This is a genomic window from Lacticaseibacillus yichunensis (assembly GCF_003946405.1).
Lineage (GTDB): Bacteria > Bacillota > Bacilli > Lactobacillales > Lactobacillaceae > Lacticaseibacillus > Lacticaseibacillus yichunensis.
In genome coordinates this window covers 152,778-170,162 of the sequence record NZ_RHOG01000001.1, presented here as the reverse complement: position 1 = coordinate 170,162, position 17,385 = coordinate 152,778, and the positions used below count along the sequence as shown (strand labels likewise).

Genomic DNA, 17,385 nt, shown 5'->3' with positions numbered 1-17,385 from the left:
AAGGGAGGTAAATTTCGATGGCAACACGCAAAACTACTCGCAAGCGTCGAGTACGTAAAAACGTTGAGACCGGTGTGGCTCATATCCACTCCACCTTCAACAACACGATCGTGATGATCACCGACCCGCGCGGCAACGCGATCGCATGGTCTTCGGCTGGTGCGTTGGGCTTCAAAGGCTCCCGTAAGTCGACCCCATTTGCAGCGCAGATGGCGGCCGAGGCAGCAGCCAAGGAATCCATGGAACATGGCATGAAGACGGTCGAAGTGACGGTCAAAGGTCCTGGCTCTGGTCGTGAAGCTGCGATTCGCTCACTTCAGGCAACTGGCCTGGAAGTTACGGCGATCCGCGACGTGACCCCAGTTCCGCATAATGGTTCTCGTCCTCCAAAGCGTCGTCGTGTGTAATTGTTACCCCGCGATCGTGTTTGTGTCGGGTAGACAAAACTTCACTTCTCGTTTTGAAAGGGGTACAGACTAGATGATCGAATTTGAAAAGCCAAACATCACCAAAGTTGACGAAAGCACCAACTATGGCAAGTTTGTCGTTGAACCGCTGGAACGCGGTTATGGGACCACCCTTGGGAATTCCCTTCGGCGTATCCTTTTATCCTCACTGCCAGGGGCTGCGGTAGCCAGCATCCAGATCGATGGCGTCCTGCACGAGTTCTCCACGATCGATGGGGTACTGGAAGATGTCACCCAGATCATCTTGAACATCAAGAAGCTCGCTTTGAAGATGAATACCGACGAAGATCGCACTGTTGAGATCGACGTGACAGGGCCAGCCACGGTCACCGCGGCCGACATTGTCACCGATAGCGACGTTGAAGTGCTGAATCCGGAGCAGTATATCTGCACGGTGGCTGAGGGCGGTCATTTCCATATCCGGATGACGGTCCGCACCGGTCGCGGTTATGTCGCAGCCGACCAGAACAAGGTCGACGACATGCCGATCGGTGTCCTGCCGGTCGATTCGATCTTCACGCCGATCAGTCGCGTCAACTACCAGGTGGAAAGCACCCGTGTTGGTCGCCGCAACGATTTCGACAAGCTGACCCTGGATGTTTGGACCAATGGCTCGATCTCCCCACGTGAGGCAATCAGTTTGGCCGCGAAGATCTTGACTGAACATCTTGATATCTTCGTTAATCTGACTGATGAAGCTAAGAACGCCGAGATCATGGTGGAAAAAGAAGAGACACACAAGGAAAAGATGCTCGAGATGACCATCGAAGAGCTCGACTTGTCTGTCCGTTCATACAACTGCCTCAAGCGCGCCGGCATCAATACGGTTCAAGAATTAACCAACAAAACAGAAGCCGATATGATGAAAGTGCGCAACCTGGGCCGCAAGTCGCTTGAGGAAGTCAAGAACAAGCTCTCTGATCTTGGCTTAGGATTGCGTAAAGAAGATTAACCAAAATTCGCAAAGGAGGCCAATTCCATGAGTTACCGGAAATTACAGCGCACGAAGTCTCAGCGTAAAGCTTTGCTGCGCAGTTTGACCACAGATCTGATCATTCACGAACGTCTGATCACCACCGAAGCTCGCGCTAAAGAAGTTCGCGGCACGGTTGAAAAGATGATCACCCTCGGCAAGCGCGGCGACCTGCACGCACGTCGTCAGGCAGCTGCTTATGTTCGCCAGGAGATCGCTGATGTCCAAGAAGTTGACGGCAAGCCGGTCGTAAAGAACGCTTTGCAGAAACTCTTTACCGATATCGCACCACGTTATGCAGATCGTAAGGGCGGCTACACCCGCATCTTGAAGACTGCACCTCGTCGCGGCGACGCAGCACCGATGGTCATCATCGAGCTGGTGTAATGTTTGACCTCCCGCCTCGGCGGGACCATTTCTAAAACGAATCGGCCCCCGTGGTCGATTCACTTTGATCATTTGATCGATGGAGCGTTACGATGTTGGCTGCCACTTCTGGCATGGGCCTTGCGCCCGGCACTGCTTGCAGCGCCGCCGAGTCTAGCTTGCGAGCACCGGGCAACCGGTGTCTCCATCATTAAATGATTTTTTTACATAGCGGAGCTGCGCCTTGGTGCGTGGCTCTTTTTTTGATTCAGGGGTTAGGCGGCGCTCGATGGGGAAAACAGGGCCTAATCATCGCGGCTTGGCTTATGTACCCCTGATCCAGTCGGGCCGTTAACTGGACCAGGGGCCACACACGTTGCGAACGACAGGCCCTCGCCAGTCGTAACTTGTGTGATTGCATTCCTCTTTGAAAACTTTGTGGTATCCGTGCCGCCGCCATATATCGATTGCTGGTGCAGTAAGCTTAGGTCATGTAGGCTTAGAATTTCGGTGACCTTCCCGCTTCCGAAGAAGAAGGCGTCGTTCTCAAGATGGGCCGCATACCCGGTGCTGCAAACAAAGGTGGGCTGCACGACACTTGTGTGGATGCCGGTGGTGCTTATTCAGCTGTCAAAGAGCGTGACATGGCGTTGCCGCCGGGGACGTTGCATCGGTAACGACCCGCTTGCGCAAGTCGTTCGTCTTTCATCATGGGTGGTTCTTTGAGTCGCCGCCATATCGGACGCTGGTGCAAGTTGGGTGACATATAGGCTTAGAATTTCGGTGACCTTCCCCCTTCCGAAGAAGAAGGTGTCGTTCTCAAGATGGGCCGCATTCAGCTCCTGCAAACGAAGGTGGGCTGCACGATATTTTGATGAAAGACTATTGTGGGGACCCGGGTCCCCGTGGTGCAGGTGGTGCTGAACGCTGCTGATCAGGCGTGCGCTCTGTAGGTGTGTTGTTTCCCTCAGTCCTGTCCGGATAGGGTTGGAACGCCTGCGCCAATATCCGGTTGACGCATGGCTCACCCAGGGGGCCGGTAAGAGTCCACCTTCCTGACCCTTACATATAGTTAAGCGGGTGGCAGGCGGAAAATGTGATCGAGATCTCGGGGAAATTTTAAACATTGGTCAGGAATGCCGATGTGACAGGATTTTTAAACACGCACGTATGGGCTAGACCATTCGCGCTGATGTACTGGGTTTAAAGCCTCCAAACCTGTGCCGCATTTATTGGCTGCGGACTTAGCTGTGCGCATCGTTCGTGAGGCGATTGCCATTGCTGACCCGCTGTCACCAGCTAAAGAATCGTGTGAAGCGGGTATTTCAAAAATTGCGATCCCATTTTTTGCCGCGCACTCGCTTAATTATATGGAGGGGAATAATGGGTGAAACGCACCCGCTGATTGTCTGAATCAGGAGCTGCACAAGTGGCAAAGAGGCGCCGAGGCGATTGCCCCGGCGCCAGATGCAATTCAATTGTTAGCTGTTTCGTGCCAGATCGCGAGTGGCACCTGGCCGGCAGAGGTGCGAACCTCAGTTAGAGGTGTGTCTACAAAATAGATCAAACTGGCAACTTGCCCTGTCGCGGTGAACACCTCGAGCGAGGAGCGGTCGAGGATGATCTGAAACGAGGTTGAAGGGGCGAGTGACAAGGCTAGATGTTGCGTCGGGATGGCATCGTGGGTAGTGATCATCAATGTCTGCGCGGTTTGCTCGAGCTGGATGGCCCCGTGTTTTCCAGCGAGCATCAGCGATTGGCCAGCCGCTAGTCCATCGCATGCAGTCACAGCCGTTGCAATCGCAAGCGGCATCGACTTGTCCGTCGCGACGACATCGGTTTCGTAGCCGGCCGGCAGCACGGGTGTTTGGCGCAATGTCCCGTTTTTCCCTAGATGGAGGACCCGCGGACTGCCCATCTGGCCGTTCCACTGCTGGTCGTGCGAGGGAAGATAATCCGTTGCGTCCGCCGAGTGGAGCCAGGAAATCAGGTAACGCGTACCGAGATGCTCAAAGGATTGCGGGGCATAGAAGTCGCGGCCGTGATCAAGTGGGTGAATGGTGCGCGGTGAAAATTGGCCCGTCTGCCAATCCATCTGGCCGAGTGCGAGGTTCACGTTGGCGCCGCCGCCCACGACGCCGATCGCACTGAAGACCAACGCGTCCTGGCCGTCGATTGTCAGGAGGTCCGGGCATTCCGCAATTGTTCCTAGCTCGGGAATCCCACGCAGCAAGATCGATACGAAGCGCCAATGCAGGAGGTCATCAGAGGTGTAGAGCAGGATCTGGCCGGCCTCGGCCCGGTCAGAGGAGGCGAGGACCACATAATAATGGCCATCGTGCATCGTCAGTTTCGGGTCGCGAAAATTTTGCACCGAAGCGCCGGCGGGCAGGTCCGCCTCTGTCAGCACTGGGTTGCTGGCGTATTTTGTGAAGTGAATGCCATCCGTCGAAGTGGCGATGTTCTGATTTTGCCGGACCGTTCCGTCGGCTTGCTGGACGTTGCCCGTGTACATCAAAACCAGCGTGTTGCCTGCCACAATCGCAGAGCCCGAGAAAACACCGTTGCGGTCGTAGTCCTGATCTGGGGCCAACGCGACCGGCTCGTCGTGCCAATCGATCAGGTTACGACTGGTCGCGTGGCCCCAGTGCATCGTGTCCCAGACAGCGCTGTAAGGATTGTACTGGTAAAACAGGTGGAAGCGGCCCGCAAAATAGACCAGGCCGTTGGGGTCGTTCAGCCACCCAATTGGCGCGGCAAAATGCGCTTGCGGGCGAAATTGTGGGGCGACGGTGGCGGCATGATCGCGGATATAGGCATCTGCTTGAGCAAGGGTAAGTGTCATGGTGACCTCCGAAGATGGGAAAGTGGGTCAAACAACCCCAAAACCGTAGCATTTGTGAACGCTTTCGTCAATTCTATGAGCTAGATAAGAGGTCAAACGAACTGATGGGGAAGGGGTAAAAGCATTCGAGCCGAACTAGCTACCCAGACCTGAACGCCGCGCGCCGCACCCTCCAGTTGGTCTTCGGCCCGCATGGTGGGTACATCTAACTGGCTTGGATGCTCGAGGCGAAGGGCACCTCAAGCACCCTAGCCAAGTTAGCTGACCCACCATCCCGCGGGTCTCCGCACCCTCCAGTTGGGCTTCGCCGAGCAGGGGTGGGACATCTAACTGGTTCCGTCACTCGGGGCTAAGTGCGGCCCCAAGCGCCAGAACCAGATTAGCTGCCCACCCCTAAGCGCTCGGCGCCGCACCCTCCAGTTGGGCTTCGCGCGGCAGGTCTGGGATATCTAGTCGACTCAGGCACTCGGTGGCCAAGTACACCACCAAGCGCCTAAGCCGAACTAGCTACCCAGACCTGAACGCCGCGCTCCGCACCCTACCTTTTCATCGCCTCCGCTTAGGGCTAAAATATGGTATTATGTTCGTGTTATGCATTGGAACGGAGGGGCGTCATGACAGAGGCCATTCAGATCGATCATTTGAGCTATACGTATCCCGACGCGACGCACCCGGCCTTGGCGGATGTCTCTTTGGACATCGCACAGGGGGAGTGGGTCGCCATTATCGGCCACAACGGGAGTGGGAAAAGCACACTCGCGAAAAATATCAATGGTCTATTGGCACCCACCAGTGGCCAGGTGACTGTGGCGGGGCTACCACTCACTGAAGAAAATATCTGGGATATTCGGGCGAAGGTCGGGATCGTTTTTCAGAATCCGGATAACCAATTCGTCGGCGCAACAGTCGGCGATGATGTGGCGTTTGGATTGGAAAATCGTGGGATGCCGCGTGACGAGATGATCGTGCGCGTTGATGATGCGCTGGAGCAGGTCAACATGTCTGCTTTTTCCTCGCGGGAGCCAGCGCGGCTTTCCGGTGGGCAAAAACAGCGGGTCGCGATCGCCGGGATCATTGCCCAGCGGCCGGACATCATCATCTTAGATGAGGCGACGTCGATGCTTGACCCGGCTGGCCGCCTGGAAGTGCTTCAATTGATTCAGGCGCTGCGTGAGCGGCAAAGTCTCACGGTTTTATCGATCACCCATGACATCGACGAGGCGGCCAGTGCGGATCGCGTGATCATTTTGAACGACGGCGCGATCAAGGAAAGCGGGACCCCGGCGGAGATTTTCGCCCGAGGGCCTGAGCTGATCGAGCTTGGGTTGGACGTGCCATTTGCAGAGCGCCTCAAACATGCGCTTATTTCCCGCGGGATCAATATGCCCGCACATTATCTTGACGAGGAAGGCCTGGTGAACTACCTGTGGACATTACATTCGACCATGTAAGCTTCACCTATCAGGCAGGGACCCCGTTTGCCGGGGAAGGCTTGCGCGACGTCTCGACCACCATTTCCAATCACAGTTATACGGCCATCATTGGCCACACCGGCAGCGGTAAGTCGACGCTTCTGCAGCACTTGAACGCGTTGCTGAAGCCGACCAGCGGCACGGTGACCATTGGCGACCGGGTGATCACAGCCGAGACCAATAATAAAAATCTGAAGCCGTTGCGGCAAAAAGTCGGGATGGTTTTCCAATTTGCGGAAAATCAGCTGTTCGAGCAGACCGTCGCAAAAGACATCGCGTTTGGCCCGAAAAACTTCGGGGCCAGTGATGATGAGGCGGCCGCCCTGGCCAAACAAATGGTGACACTGGTGGGCCTGCCTGAAGAGGTGCTCACGCAGTCGCCGTTTGATCTGTCGGGCGGGCAAATGCGCCGAGTCGCGATCGCAGGTGTGCTTGCGATGCAGCCGCAGGTGTTGGTGCTCGATGAACCGACTGCGGGCCTGGATCCGGCGGGCCGCCGCGACATGATGACGATGTTTGAGCGGCTCCATGAAACGCAGGGCCTGACGATCGTGCTGGTGACGCATCAAATGGATGATGTCGCCGATTTTGCCGACCACGTGCTCGTGATGGATCAAGGCGCTTTGATCAAGGAAGGCAGCCCGCGTGAGATCTTCGCGGATCCCGATTGGCTGCGTGCGCATCAGCTGGGGCTGCCAAAAGCCACCGCGATGGCCGAGCAACTGATGGCCAAGGGCTTTCGGTTCGACCCGTTGCCATTGACCTCAGATGAGCTGGCGGATCAACTGTTGCCACAGATCGGAGGCGCCCACCATGAATAAATTGATCTTAGGGCGCTACATACCGGGGGACTCCTGGATTCATCAACTCGATCCGCGGACAAAATTGCTGGCGAGTTTCTACTACATCGGCATTATTTTCCTGGCCAATGACTGGAAAAGCTATTTAGTGATGACCCTGGCCACTTTTTTCATGATCTGGCTATCTAAAGTCAAGCTGGGCTTCTTCCTGCGGGGCGTCCGGCCGATGTTGTGGCTGATTCTGTTTACCGTGCTGCTCCAGGTCTTTTTCACCACAGGCGGCAAAGTGTATTGGCAGTGGGGCTGGCTGGCGATCACGCAGTTTGGCCTGTCCAACGGGGCGTTCATCTTCATGCGCTTCGTGCTGATCATTTTCATTTCGACGCTGTTGACCCTGACCACGCAGCCTTTATCGCTGGCGGATGCGGTGGAAAGCCTGCTGCGGCCGCTGCGGGTGTTGCATGTGCCGGTGACCGAGCTCGCGCTGGTCTTGCAGATTGCGCTGCGGTTCGTGCCAACGCTGATGGATCAGACGACGAAGATCATGAATGCGCAGCGCGCGCGTGGCGTGGATTTTGGCTCGGGCAATCTTTTCCAGCAGATGAAGGCGGTCGTACCGCTTCTCATTCCGCTGTTTGTCGATAGCTTTAGCATCGCCGAGGACCTTGCCACCGCAATGGATGCGCGCGGGTACCAAGGCGGCGACGGGCGAAGCAAGTTCCGCGTGCTGAAGTATCACCGCAGAGACGGGGTGGCCGCCGCGGGGATGATCGTGCTCACGGGGTTGCTGCTGTTGCTCCGCGCTTAGAAAGGGAACCGTCAATGACGCATTATAAATTGACCTTGGCCTATGACGGCACGCATTTTGCCGGCTACCAAGTCCAACCCAATCAACGAACGGTCCAAGGCGTGTTGCAAAAAGCGCTGGCGAAAATGGCGAAGGTGGATCATTTCCACATCGACGGCTCTGGCCGCACCGATAGCGGGGTCCATGCGCTCGGGCAAGTCGTGTCATTTGATTACCCGGGAAATATTCCGGTCGAAGCGATACTGCGCGCGATGAACAGTTTGATGCCGCTGGATGTCGAGATTCTCAAGGCAGAGATCGTGCCGGCCGATTTTCACGCGCGCTATTCGGCAACTGGCAAGCGCTACCTGTATCGCGTTCAGCGCGGGCGCTACACCGATCCGTTCAAACGCCTGTACACAGGACATTTTCCCTATAAGCTTGACTTGGACCGGGTGCGGGTCGCGCTCGATGATCTGGTCGGCACGCATGATTTTTCCAGCTTTGCGGCAAGCGGTGGGGAGATTACGGACAAGGTGCGCACGATCTATGAGGCAACGGTGCGCGAGGATGTGGCTGCCAACGAGGTGATCTTTGAATTTTACGGCAATGGTTTTTTGTACAACATGGTCCGTATTCTGGTTGCAACGCTTTTGGAAATTGGAACCGGGCGCCGCGATGTGCACGACTTTTTGCGGCTGTTTGAGGTCAAAGACCGCCAGCAGGCCCGCGGCACTGCGCCGGCATCAGGGTTATATCTGAAAGAAGTTTACTATGATGGGGAGCAGCCGGTGCGTTGATTCCATCGGGCGTGCTGTCAGTTGGGCTCTGGCGAGCACCGCACCCTTTAGTTGGGTTCCGGCTCGCAGGGGTGGGACATTTAGCTGACCTAGGTACTCGGTGGCAAGGAGCGCCACCAAGCACCCAGGCTAAGCTAACTGCCCACCCCTAAACGCGAGCCTCCACACCCTTTTGATAATGATTGACACGCGCGCCTTTTTTTTGTATTCTAGTAGACGGTATTGTTTGCCCCACAATAAGCCCCGGAAACTTAATGCGTGTCAAACAGCACAGAATATTGGAGGAAACAAATCGTGCGTACAACATTCATGGCTAAGCCAGGTGAAATCGAACGCAAGTGGGTCCTGATCGACGCCACTGATATCAGTCTCGGCCGCTTGGCTTCTGTCGTTGCAACCATCTTGCGCGGCAAAAACAAGCCGACCTACACCCCTCATACCGATGTGGGCGACAACGTGATCGTCATCAACGCCGGCAAAGTTAAGCTGACCGGTCGTAAGGCAACGGATAAGATCTACTATCACCACAGTCAACATCCAGGTGGTTTGAAGCATGAAGTGGCTGGCGACCTTTTGAAGGACAACCCAGCTCGCTTAGTCGAATATGCCGTTAAGAAAATGTTGCCGACCAAGAACACGCTTGGCCATCAGCAATTTCTGAAGCTTCACGTTTACGCAGGGGACCAGCACCCTCACGAAGCGCAGAAGCCGGAAGTACTCGACATTACGAACCTAATCTAAGGAGGACACAACTGTGGCTCAAGTATCTTACAGCGGCACAGGTCGCCGCAAAAACTCCGTTGCCCGGGTCCGTTTGGTCCCAGGTTCCGGTAAAATCACGATGAACGGCAAAGACGTCCATGACTATCTTCCATATGAGAACTTGATCTTGGATATCAACCAGCCATTCGATATCACCGAGACAAAGGGCAGCTACGATGTCCTTGTCAACGTTAACGGTGGTGGCTTCTCCGGTCAGGCCGGGGCAGTTCGTCACGGCATTTCCCGCGCTCTTTTGACTGTTGACCCGGATTTCCGCGGTCCCCTCAAGCGTGCCGGCATGCTCACACGTGACCCTCGTATGAAGGAACGTAAGAAGTACGGTTTGAAGAAAGCCCGCAAAGCGAGCCAGTTCTCCAAGCGTTAATCTTTCGTCTCTCAATTTTTACAACAACGCTGCGATCCTCCTTTCGAGGGTCGCTTTGTTATATCCTGAACAAATTCGACGCGACCACCCAATCGCTGAGAGGGGATGGCAAGATGCAAAACAAGTTTCACCTGACGCCTTCGCAAGAAGCGATGTTGTTTGAAAAAAATTTGCCGGGGATCGTCTACAGCGCCGGTCATTTCGAGGGGCTTGCAACCACTCGGCTGGACACGGAGGCGATTCTCAACAATGTCACCGTCGCCGGCGTGAAGCCTGAGGCGATTGAGATCATCCTCAACTTGAAGCATGCGCTGGAATTGGCGAAGACGCTTCCTCAGATGGATCTGGCCGCAATCGCGCAACTGAATGCAGTCGTGCAAGGTGGTGGGGGAATGCGGCCCGGGACGCTTCGGACGGAAAATGTGCTGGTCAGTCTCAGTCGCGATGATTATGTCCCGCCATTGCCGGATGCAGTGATTGCAACGGCCACACTACAGGGACTAGAAGAGAATGCCGGAAGTGCGACTGAGACCGCGCTTCGGACGATGCTGTATTTGTCCAAGGCACAGCTTTTTTACGATGGCAATAAGCGGACGGCACTGGTCGCCGCCAATGCGATTCTCTATCACGCCGGCGCCGGTATTCTTGCCATTCCCGATGATAAGATGCACTGGTATCTGAGCCAGCTGCAAAAATATTATCTGACTAGGAATGATGCGGTGCTCAATTGGTTGTATGAGAATGCGGTGTTCGGGATAAATTGAAAGGTGAGTAGTCAAAGACGCCTTCATGCGCAGCCGATTCGGTTGCGTTTGAAAGGCGTTTTTTATACACCCCAAAAACAGTCGGACAGTGATTGTTGGGACCTAAGCTGAGATTCTTCATGACTCTTTTTGATTTGGACCAGTGGTAAAAGCAAAATAAATAGTTCTGGTCGTGGATTGATGGCGGCTCGCGAGAAGGGACAGCGCTTACTTATGATTTAATAGTCTGTTAAGAATTTACTACAAGTCAATTAAGCCTCTGATGATACATTGGGACCCTAAACAGGAACGCGTAATGGCGACTGAAATTTATACACTATTTGGAGGCTATGATGATGAGTAATTCTCGACATACTGTAAAGGCTGCATTACGGGACATGCGGGTTCATTACAAAGCATATAAGGTCGGAAAATTCTGGGTGTACAGTGCGATCGTTCTTGCGACCTTGGCCGGTGGTTTGGGTGGGACAATCACCGCGGTGAGTGCGGCCACTGAGCCAATTGCCATTCAAGCATCCGCAACTATGGATAAGACGACGACTTCTCAGTCATTACAGGACGCTCAGACCGCGCCTCAATCAACACAGGCTGATGAGACGACACCATTGGCGTCAAGCACTACTACCGCGACAGGTGAGGCATCGGGGACCTCCACTTCCACACCTGCTGATTTGGAGAAGGTCGCCAGCGCTGCGTCAACGCCGGCAGTCAGTTCAAATCTTTCGGCCAGCGAATTGACCGCCAACGTGACTTCGACTTTGATGGTTTCGGCTCAGACACTAGCCAATGCAACTGGTGATGGGCCGTTCACTGCCGGGGTCAACCAGGCCATTCCGTTCGAAGCGTTTGGTGGTGATGGGATGCTGACACGGTTGCTGTTGACCAGTGCCGCTTCTGCCCCATGGTCTGACAATGGGACAGGTGCGAATGCCGCGTTATCACCGGTTATGGGGCTGCCTAGTGGTCAGTATTTCTATGAAGTGGATCTTGGGGGTAACTTAACAGGGAAGCAAGGCCAGGCCCTGCTGGATCAGTTACGCGAAGATGGGACGCAAACAGTCAGCGCGACACTAAAAGTTTATGCCGCGGGTAGTGATGGCCAGGCTGATACAACGAACGTGGTGGCGACAAAGACGGGAATTCAGATCTCGTTCGCCGGCCTGACGAACCAGGTTAAAAGCACAATCACAGTGCCTGCACAGTATTTGGCAAATGCGACGGCATCAGGCCCGTTCACGGCAGGCGTCAACCAAGTGATTCCGTATGAGGCGTTTGGCGGGGATGGCATGCTGACACGTCTTTTGTTAAACAGTTCTGTGGCCGCACCATGGTCTGATAACGGAACCGCGATGAACGCCGCGCTATTGCCAATCTCAGGCCTTGCCACTGGTCAATATTTCTATGAAGTTGATCTTGCTGGCAATGTTGCGGGCAAGCAGGGCCAAGCCTTGCTAGAGCAGTTGCGGCTGAATGGCACCCAGACATACAGCGCAACAGTCAAGCTATACGCTGCAGGTGCTGACGGTCAGGCGGATACGTCGAAGGTCATTGCGACAAAGACCGGCATTCAGCTCAATGTTGAAGGCTTGACGAGCAACATTAAGAACCAGATCAATGTGCCGGCAGCCTATTTAGTGGCGGCCAAGGGCGATGGGCCATTCACCGCGGGCGTTAATCAGGTGATTCCATTTGAGGCATTCGGTGGGGATGGGATGCTCACCCGGCTTCTGCTGAGCGGCTCAAATCTCGCGGCGTGGTCGAACAATGGGACGGCCATGAACACGCCAATTCTGCCAATAAGCGGGTTAGCTAAGGCGGAATATGCCTATTCGGTGGTCCTTGGCGGCAATCTTGCCGGGAAAACAGGTCAAGCGTTGATTGATCAGCTCCGCAAAAATGGCACGCAGACTTACGGTGCAACCGTGACTATCTATGCGATCGGTAGCGATGGCAAAGCAATCACGACAAGCCCGGTCGCGACCAAGGCCGGCGTTCAGATCACCATCAATGTGCCTGAGAAAGCCATGACCACCCCAGATCAATCAAAGAGCGATCAGAGCGCGGCCATGCCTAAGCCAAGTGGTCATGGCGCTTCAACCGGCAAGATAGCTGCGATGACGGCCCCAGCCAAGAGTGGCATGACCACAAAACCTGGTTCTGACACGGCGATGAAGCCAGCCATGATGCAGAAATCTGCTGACAAATCGAGTCAGATGTCCTCCCAGATGCCTTCTGAAAAGTCGCTACCTCAGGCTGGCGATGCGGTCAACGAAGGGCTCACCCTGTTTGGGACGGCAATGCTCGCGTTGCTTGCTGTGGTTGGGACCACTGTCGGAATCAATAGCAAGCGGCGGGCTGGTTAGAGCGAGTCTTCAGCGGGAAATTGATAAGCAAAATAATTTGAATTTGGGGGATAGTATTATACATTATGTGTAGTACTATTCTTTTTTTAAGGAGAAAACTGTGGTGCAGACAATTTTGCTGGCAGATGACGAATCTGCCATTATGGAAATTAATCAGCGGTATTTGAAGGACGCGGGCTATGTTGTGCTCACTGCAGCAGACGGGGCCGAGGCGTTGAACGTGTTTAAACATCAACACGTCGACCTCGTGATCACGGACATCATGATGCCCAATATGGATGGCTATGATCTGATCGATGAGGTCCAGCTGTTAAATCCGGATCAACCCTTCTTGTTCATTACGGCCAAGACCTCAGATCAAGATAAGATCTTTGCACTGAACCTTGGGGCAGACGACTTTATCAGCAAGCCATTCAGTCCTCGGGAATTGGTGCTTCGCGTTGGAAATATCTTACGCAGAATCAATGGGTCTCGAGGCCAGCAAGATAAGACCCAACTGGGTAATTTGCGCGTCGACTACACTGCGCACGAAGCGACCGTGAAAGGCCAAGCACTTGATCTGACGGCTAAGGATTTTGAACTCCTGTGGTTATTGGCTGGCAACCCGAGACATGTTTTCTCGAAGACGGAGCTATATCAAATTGTTTGGGGCGAGGCTTATCTTGAGGTAGATGCAAACACCTTGAATGTCCATATTCACGCGTTACGCGCCCAACTCTGCTCTTATGGTGACGAACAGACGCCCACCATCAAAACAGTTTGGGGGTTAGGCTACAAAATTGAGGTATAGGGAATGAAGCTTAAATATCTGATCATGATGGGGCACCTTTTGTCGATCTTGATCACGATCGTTGCCGTGGTGTGGGCCGTCAACAAAATGTTTATTGTTCAAAGTAGCGGCTTTCTTTTGGTACTGATCACGTTGATCGCCAGTTCGCTGGGCGCGGTGGTTGACTTATTACTGTTGCGCCCAACGTTTCAGTCATTGGAGCGGCTAAAGGCTCAGGCGCAGGCAATCACTGAGAATCATTTTAATACGGTGCACGATGTTATCGGTCCCTCTGAATTTCGCGAGTTATCTGCCGACTTCAACACGATGTCGACCCACCTTGAGGCGTCCTTCGCGTCACTCAAAGAAAGTGAGCATGAAAAGGATATGATGATCGCACAATTGTCCCACGACATTAAAACGCCGATCACCTCGATTCGTTCGACTGTCGAAGGAATCCTGGATGGCGTCATCGCCCGCGAAGAGGTGCCAGACTATCTGCAAACCATCGACCGGCAAACCGACCGTTTAAACAATCTAGTTGAAGAGCTCAGTTACATCTCGCTACACACGCAAGCTAACCCACCGGTATTGGTCAGATCAGAGGTGTTGATTGACCAACTTTTGATTGAAACGCTATCTGAGTTCCAGTTTGAACTCGATAGGGACACCCGATCAGTCCATGTGTCGATTTTGCCGCCAGACGCGAAGATTATTTCGGATCGGGATAAATTAGCCCGCATCATCTACAACTTGATCAATAATGCGTTAAAGTATTCACCTGTTGGGAGTTCGTTGGAGATCTCCGCAACGCTGGCTGACCAGCAACTTCAGATTGCAGTGACTGATCACGGCATTGGCATTCGACCGAGTGATCTGGAAGATGTTTTTAAGCGCCTTTATCGGGCCGAAACTTCGCGAAGCACAAAGACAGGGGGCCATGGATTAGGGTTATACATCGCGCAGGCGGTTGCCCACGAACTGGGCGGCGCGATCACTGTCGCCAGTCAGCTTGAGGAAGGCAGTACGTTCACACTGACACTGCCGGTTGAATGAGTCGTCGTATTATGGTTTGCGAGGTCACTGCGGGATGCAAATCGATGCTTCCCGATAGATCAATAGTCAAGTTGTGGACTTTGGCCTTCGCACCTCACCTATGAAGTCAAATATTGAGTTCTAATATGAGGGAAAACCGTTTCGTTTCTGGTTTATGGCCGATTCAACAGGACGAGTCGCGTCTGTTCACGACAATTATGAAAGCTTGGTCGCTAAAGACTGGTTCGATTTGGTCTAGGCTTTTTTGAGTTGTTACTCGGGCTCCTCTTTACGCTAACGTTTGGGCGACTCTCGTTAAAGGAGTTGCTCTTTTTATATACCCGTGATTTTCGCCCCAAAGAGCCGAAGAGGGAAAAAATATGTTTGTAGAAAAAAACCTCCAGTGCGCTATCTGTCACGTCACCCCGCCAGCTTTGTCGCGATTGCCGCCAATGTGGCCACTGAGGCGCGCTTGCCGGTTTTCAGCCAGTCGATCGTCATTTTGTATAGACCGGCCGCCACGAAGCTGGTCCAGAAAAACGCGTAGTCGCCCGTGAACGGCACGGTTTTGACATGGTCGCGGTAGAAGTGGTCAACGTAGTAGGTGAACCGGTCGATCAGCACGTTTTCCGCGCCGCTTTGAATCAGCACCTCAAACAGTGTGCTGTGGCGGTCGATGTAGGCAAAATAGGCCTGGCTGATCGAGGCTGGGCCTTGGTCCACGCTGGCCGACAGCGCGTCATAAAAAGGGGCGACGCGCCGATCAAAATAGTCACTGAGCACCTGCTCCTTGGTGTCGTAATTGCGGTAAAAGCCCATGCGCGAGATACCGGCACGGGCGGCCAGCGCGCTGACGGTAATGCTGGCGAAAGCCTCGTGTTGCATGAGGTCAAAAAGCGCCAGCTGCAGGCTTTCTCGGCTGAGTTCTTGTTGTTCCTGACTATAAGTTGCCATGACACTTGCCCCCGATCTGTCACGGCTGCCCGTGATTGCCTTGTTTTTTGCGTCATCTGAGCCTAACATGAGCCAATGAATGTGACAAGTGTCACGCCAAAGGAGCGCGGAAAAAATGATTCAGTTGACGCAACAAGCACCGATTGCCAGTCCCTTTTCGAAAACAACGACGACCCGCCAAGTGATGCGCGGCGTTGATCTGACGGGAAAAGTCGCCATCGTCACAGGCGGCTACAGCGGCATCGGCCTGATGATCACCCGTGCGTTGGTGAAAGCCGGCGCAACGGTGGTGGTGCCGGCTCGCACTCTGGCCAAGGCCCAGGCGGCGGTGGGGGCGTTGCCGCACACCACAGTTGGCGTGCTGGATCTGATGGATGCGCAGTCGATCACGGCGTTTGCGGCTGATTTTTTGCGCCAGCATGACCGCCTCGACCTTCTGATCGAATGCGCGGGAATCATGTTTGCCCCATTGCACCGCGACGCCCGCGGCAACGAATCGCAATTGGCGACCAATTATCTCGGCCATTTTCAGCTGACGGCTGCGCTGTATCCGGCTTTGAAAAAAACGCTCGGTGCGCGGGTCGTCGTGGTGTCCTCCCGCGCCCAAAGCTGGAATGGCGTCGATTTCGCCGATCCCAATTTCGAGCGGCGCGACTATGACCCGCGGGTGGCGTATGCGCAATCCAAGGCGGCGGATATCCTGTTTGCCTTCGAGCTCGACCGGCGCGCCAAACAAGATGGCGTGCGGGCGTTTGCGGTGCATCCCGGACTCGTACCAGGCACCGGACTGGGCCGCTTCATTAATCAAAATGCGCACCTGCAGCGGGCAGCCGGCGTGGTGATGAACGATTTGCAGCGCACGCGGCTGATCAGTGCGTGGCATGCGGTTCAGGCCAAACGACGCGGCCACTCCGAGTACGATTATTTCAAGACCACAAGCCAAGGCGCAGCCTCAGTGCTGTGGGCCGCAACCAGTCCGTTATTGGCGGATCAGGGTGGGGTGTTCATTGAGGACTGCAACATCGGCACGGCGGTGGCCGCTGACAGCCAGTCCAAGTTCGGCGCCCGGCCTTGGTCGATCGACCCGGCCTTGGCGACTCAACTTTGGACATTGGGCGAAACGCTGAGTGGACGGGCCTTTACAATTTAGTGGCTCACAGCATGCCACACGGGAAAAAACGGCTCCCCCGAAAGAAGCACAACTACACCAAATAGCGGTGCCCCCAGAAGCGGCCCCGCTATATTTTTTGCGCGCAGCTCACTCACCGAAACAGCTCCACCGGCGCGAGGGTCTTGCAGCGATCAATCATGTCGGCGATCATCGCGGGGTCCTCGGTTGCGCCTTTCTGTAGCCACAGGAGGATGATCGAGACGACCGTCGACAAGAGGATCTCGCTGGCGTAATCGGCCGGGAACCCGACCTTATTGAAGCTGAATTCTGGTGACTTGGCTGCCTGCGCGTCGAGCAAGCCCGCGAGAATCCCTTTGAAGCGCCCGACGAATTTAGGATCGCCAGTCTCGCTCGTCAGCGCCTGCACAAACTCGCGGTCGCCTTGCACATAGATCAGCGCCTGGTAGACTGTGTCCCGGGAAATAAAGTCGATCGGCGTGGCATTTTCCACTTGGCCACAGGGGGCTGTCAAGATCGCGGTCAGGCGGTCAATGGTCTGGTCCTCGAAATACGCAAGCAAGGCGAATTTGTCGACAAAATGCAGGTAAAATGTCCCGCGGTTGATGTTGGCCCCGCGCGCAATATCACTGACGGTCAGATCGTTCAAGCCTTTCGTTTGCATCAAGTGGGTGAAGACCTGCTTGATCTTTTTTTCTGTTTGCGGCCGCATTT

At 54.6% G+C, this 17,385-nt stretch carries 17 protein-coding genes; 14 read left to right on the top strand and 3 right to left on the bottom strand.

The window, feature by feature from the left end; translation table 11 throughout:
• The first annotated feature begins 17 nt into the window (after nt 1–17).
• The 3 genes from rpsK (at nt 18) to rplQ (ending at nt 1,827) form a co-directional block, all read left to right on the top strand.
• Nucleotides 18–407, top strand: coding sequence for a 30S ribosomal protein S11 (gene rpsK, locus EKM95_RS00750; protein ID WP_125695921.1), 390 nt, complete (start codon nt 18–20; stop codon nt 405–407).
• A 73-nt stretch (nt 408–480) separates the two neighbouring features.
• Nucleotides 481–1,419, top strand: coding sequence for a DNA-directed RNA polymerase subunit alpha (locus tag EKM95_RS00745; RefSeq protein ID WP_125695920.1), 939 nt, complete (start codon nt 481–483; stop codon nt 1,417–1,419).
• Nucleotides 1,420–1,446: 27 nt separating this feature from the next.
• Nucleotides 1,447–1,827 carry a 50S ribosomal protein L17 gene (gene rplQ / locus EKM95_RS00740; protein ID WP_125695919.1) on the top strand — a complete coding sequence of 127 codons (381 nt, stop codon included), beginning with the start codon at nt 1,447–1,449 and terminating at the stop codon, nt 1,825–1,827.
• A gap of 1,453 nt (nt 1,828–3,280) precedes the next feature.
• On the opposite strand, the gene EKM95_RS00735 is transcribed toward rplQ, so the two are convergent.
• Complete coding sequence (locus tag EKM95_RS00735; protein WP_125695918.1) at nt 3,281–4,651, bottom strand: glycoside hydrolase family 32 protein; 1,371 nt, start codon at nt 4,649–4,651, stop codon at nt 3,281–3,283.
• Nucleotides 4,652–5,265: 614 nt separating this feature from the next.
• On the opposite strand from EKM95_RS00735, the gene EKM95_RS00730 reads away from it, so the two are divergent.
• From EKM95_RS00730 to EKM95_RS00685, 10 genes are all read left to right on the top strand, one after another.
• Nucleotides 5,266–6,102 (top strand): energy-coupling factor ABC transporter ATP-binding protein, encoded by an 837-nt coding sequence (locus EKM95_RS00730; RefSeq protein ID WP_125695917.1) that lies wholly within the window; start codon nt 5,266–5,268, stop codon nt 6,100–6,102.
• On the top strand, nt 6,078–6,944 hold the full coding sequence (locus EKM95_RS00725) for an energy-coupling factor ABC transporter ATP-binding protein (RefSeq protein WP_125695916.1): 867 nt from the start codon (nt 6,078–6,080) through the stop codon (nt 6,942–6,944). Before EKM95_RS00730 ends, EKM95_RS00725 begins: the two co-directional genes overlap by 25 nt.
• Entirely contained in the window at nt 6,937–7,731 is a 795-nt protein-coding gene (locus EKM95_RS00720; protein WP_125695915.1) for an energy-coupling factor transporter transmembrane component T family protein, read from the top strand. Before EKM95_RS00725 ends, EKM95_RS00720 begins: the two co-directional genes overlap by 8 nt.
• Before the next feature lie 14 nt (nt 7,732–7,745).
• Nucleotides 7,746–8,510 (top strand): tRNA pseudouridine(38-40) synthase TruA, encoded by a 765-nt coding sequence (gene truA / locus EKM95_RS00715; RefSeq protein WP_125695914.1) that lies wholly within the window; start codon nt 7,746–7,748, stop codon nt 8,508–8,510.
• Between the two features lie 294 nt (nt 8,511–8,804).
• Nucleotides 8,805–9,251 carry a 50S ribosomal protein L13 gene (rplM, locus tag EKM95_RS00710; RefSeq protein WP_125695913.1) on the top strand — a complete coding sequence of 149 codons (447 nt, stop codon included), beginning with the start codon at nt 8,805–8,807 and terminating at the stop codon, nt 9,249–9,251.
• Between the two features lie 13 nt (nt 9,252–9,264).
• Entirely contained in the window at nt 9,265–9,657 is a 393-nt protein-coding gene (gene rpsI / locus EKM95_RS00705) for a 30S ribosomal protein S9 (protein WP_125695912.1), read from the top strand.
• Nucleotides 9,658–9,770: 113 nt separating this feature from the next.
• A complete protein-coding gene (locus tag EKM95_RS00700; RefSeq protein ID WP_125695911.1) occupies nt 9,771–10,421 on the top strand; it encodes a Fic family protein in 651 nt (216 codons plus the stop codon).
• Nucleotides 10,422–10,756: 335 nt separating this feature from the next.
• Nucleotides 10,757–12,784, top strand: coding sequence for an SSURE domain-containing protein (locus EKM95_RS00695; RefSeq protein ID WP_225423099.1), 2,028 nt, complete (start codon nt 10,757–10,759; stop codon nt 12,782–12,784).
• Nucleotides 12,785–12,884: 100 nt separating this feature from the next.
• Nucleotides 12,885–13,574, top strand: coding sequence for a response regulator transcription factor (locus EKM95_RS00690; RefSeq protein WP_125695909.1), 690 nt, complete (start codon nt 12,885–12,887; stop codon nt 13,572–13,574).
• 3 nt (nt 13,575–13,577) lie between these two features.
• Nucleotides 13,578–14,609 (top strand): sensor histidine kinase, encoded by a 1,032-nt coding sequence (locus EKM95_RS00685; protein WP_125695908.1) that lies wholly within the window; start codon nt 13,578–13,580, stop codon nt 14,607–14,609.
• A 399-nt stretch (nt 14,610–15,008) separates the two neighbouring features.
• Here EKM95_RS00685 and EKM95_RS00680 read toward each other — a convergent pair whose 3' ends face one another.
• Entirely contained in the window at nt 15,009–15,542 is a 534-nt protein-coding gene (locus EKM95_RS00680; RefSeq protein WP_164510033.1) for a TetR/AcrR family transcriptional regulator, read from the bottom strand.
• Between the two features lie 115 nt (nt 15,543–15,657).
• Between EKM95_RS00680 and EKM95_RS00675 the strand changes: the two genes are divergently transcribed.
• Nucleotides 15,658–16,692: an SDR family NAD(P)-dependent oxidoreductase gene (locus tag EKM95_RS00675; RefSeq protein WP_125695906.1), complete on the top strand. Its 1,035-nt coding sequence runs from the start codon at nt 15,658–15,660 to the stop codon at nt 16,690–16,692.
• Between the two features lie 112 nt (nt 16,693–16,804).
• Here EKM95_RS00675 and EKM95_RS00670 read toward each other — a convergent pair whose 3' ends face one another.
• Nucleotides 16,805–17,383: a TetR/AcrR family transcriptional regulator gene (locus tag EKM95_RS00670; protein WP_164510032.1), complete on the bottom strand. Its 579-nt coding sequence runs from the start codon at nt 17,381–17,383 to the stop codon at nt 16,805–16,807.
• Nucleotides 17,384–17,385 lie beyond the last annotated feature (2 nt).

Excerpts from the sequence above, each read along its gene's own strand:
- EKM95_RS00685 (WP_125695908.1), top strand. The coding sequence starts at position 13,578 with ATGAAGCTTAAATATCTGATCATGATGGGGCACCTTTTGTCGATCTTG.
- truA (WP_125695914.1), top strand. The coding sequence starts at position 7,746 with ATGACGCATTATAAATTGACCTTGGCCTATGACGGCACGCATTTTGCC.
- EKM95_RS00695 (WP_225423099.1), top strand. The coding sequence starts at position 10,757 with ATGAGTAATTCTCGACATACTGTAAAGGCTGCATTACGGGACATGCGG.
- EKM95_RS00680 (WP_164510033.1), bottom strand. The coding sequence starts at position 15,542 with ATGGCAACTTATAGTCAGGAACAACAAGAACTCAGCCGAGAAAGCCTG.
- EKM95_RS00745 (WP_125695920.1), top strand. The coding sequence starts at position 481 with ATGATCGAATTTGAAAAGCCAAACATCACCAAAGTTGACGAAAGCACC.
- EKM95_RS00720 (WP_125695915.1), top strand. The coding sequence starts at position 6,937 with ATGAATAAATTGATCTTAGGGCGCTACATACCGGGGGACTCCTGGATT.
- rplQ (WP_125695919.1), top strand. The coding sequence starts at position 1,447 with ATGAGTTACCGGAAATTACAGCGCACGAAGTCTCAGCGTAAAGCTTTG.
- EKM95_RS00700 (WP_125695911.1), top strand. The coding sequence starts at position 9,771 with ATGCAAAACAAGTTTCACCTGACGCCTTCGCAAGAAGCGATGTTGTTT.
- EKM95_RS00730 (WP_125695917.1), top strand. The coding sequence starts at position 5,266 with ATGACAGAGGCCATTCAGATCGATCATTTGAGCTATACGTATCCCGAC.
- EKM95_RS00670 (WP_164510032.1), bottom strand. The coding sequence starts at position 17,383 with ATGCGGCCGCAAACAGAAAAAAAGATCAAGCAGGTCTTCACCCACTTG.
- rpsK (WP_125695921.1), top strand. The coding sequence starts at position 18 with ATGGCAACACGCAAAACTACTCGCAAGCGTCGAGTACGTAAAAACGTT.
- EKM95_RS00675 (WP_125695906.1), top strand. The coding sequence starts at position 15,658 with ATGATTCAGTTGACGCAACAAGCACCGATTGCCAGTCCCTTTTCGAAA.
- EKM95_RS00735 (WP_125695918.1), bottom strand. The coding sequence starts at position 4,651 with ATGACACTTACCCTTGCTCAAGCAGATGCCTATATCCGCGATCATGCC.